The following is a 1,181-nucleotide window of genomic DNA, read 5'->3' on the forward strand; positions in this document are numbered from 1 at the left end:
TGCTTGTGTGTTGTTGTTAGGTGAAGTGGTGTGGAAACGCCCACCGTAGAGGGTGATAGTCCCGTAGTTGAAGGCTTCAATGCATGGGTTGTTGGGTTGCCCGAGTAGCAGCGGGCTCGTGGAATCTGCTGTGAATCTGCCGGGACCACCCGGTAAGCCTAAATACTCAGTGTGACCGATAGTGTATGAGTACCGTGAGGGAATGGTGAAAAGTACCCCGGGAGGGGAGTGAAATAGTTCCTGAAACCATGTGCTTACAATCCGTCAGAGCACCTGTTGTGTGTGATGGCGTGCCTTTTGAAGAATGAGCCTGCGAGTCAGCGGCATGTCGCGAGGTTAACCCGTGTGGGGTAGCCGTAGGGAAACCGAATCCTCATGGGGTGTTTAGTGGCATGTCCTGGACCCGAAGCGGGGTGATCTACCCATGGCCAGTGTGAAGCAGTAGTAAGATGCTGTGGAGGCGCGAACCCACGTAGGTTGAAAACTGCGGGGATGAGCTGTGGGTAGGGGTGAAAGGCCAATCAAACTCCGTGATAGCTGGTTCTCCCCGAAATGCATTTAGGTGCAGCGTCGCATTAGCTTGGTGGAGGTAGAGCTACTGGTTGGTTGAGCGGGACTACAATCTTAGCAATGTCAGCCAAACTCCGAATGCCACTAATTGTGTTGTGCGGCAGTGAGACTGTGGGGGATAAGCTTCATAGTCGAGAGGGAAACAGCCCAGATCGCCGGTTAAGGCCCCTAAGGGTGTGCTAAGTGGAAAAGGATGTGGGATCGCGAAGACAGCCAGGAGGTTGGCTTAGAAGCAGCCATCCTTGAAAGAGTGCGTAATAGCTCACTGGTCGAGTGGTCCTGCGCCGACAATGTAGTGGGGCTCAAGCACACCGCCGAAGCCGCGGCAATACTTTTTGTATTGGGTAGGGGAGCGTCGTGCATGTGTTGAAGCGTTACCGTAAGGCGGCGTGGAGTGTGTGCGAGTGAGAATGCAGGCATGAGTAACGAATTGGAAGGTGAGAATCCTTCCCGCCGGATGACTAAGGGTTCCTGGGTCAAGTTCGTCTTCCCAGGGTGAGTCGGGACCTAAGGCGAGGCCGACAGGCGTAGTCGATGGATAACCAGTTGATATTCTGGTACCCGTATATCCGCGCCCATGATAAAGCACTGATACTAACCACCGCGGATAC

At 54.0% G+C, this 1,181-nt stretch carries 1 rRNA gene; it reads left to right on the forward strand.

The features are described 5' to 3' along the window. Positions 1-1,181: ribosomal RNA gene (locus HMPREF2604_RS14160) — 23S ribosomal RNA — on the forward strand; the annotation flags it as partial.

The organism is Corynebacterium sp. HMSC055A01, from assembly GCF_001809405.1.
GTDB lineage: Bacteria > Actinomycetota > Actinomycetes > Mycobacteriales > Mycobacteriaceae > Corynebacterium > Corynebacterium hesseae.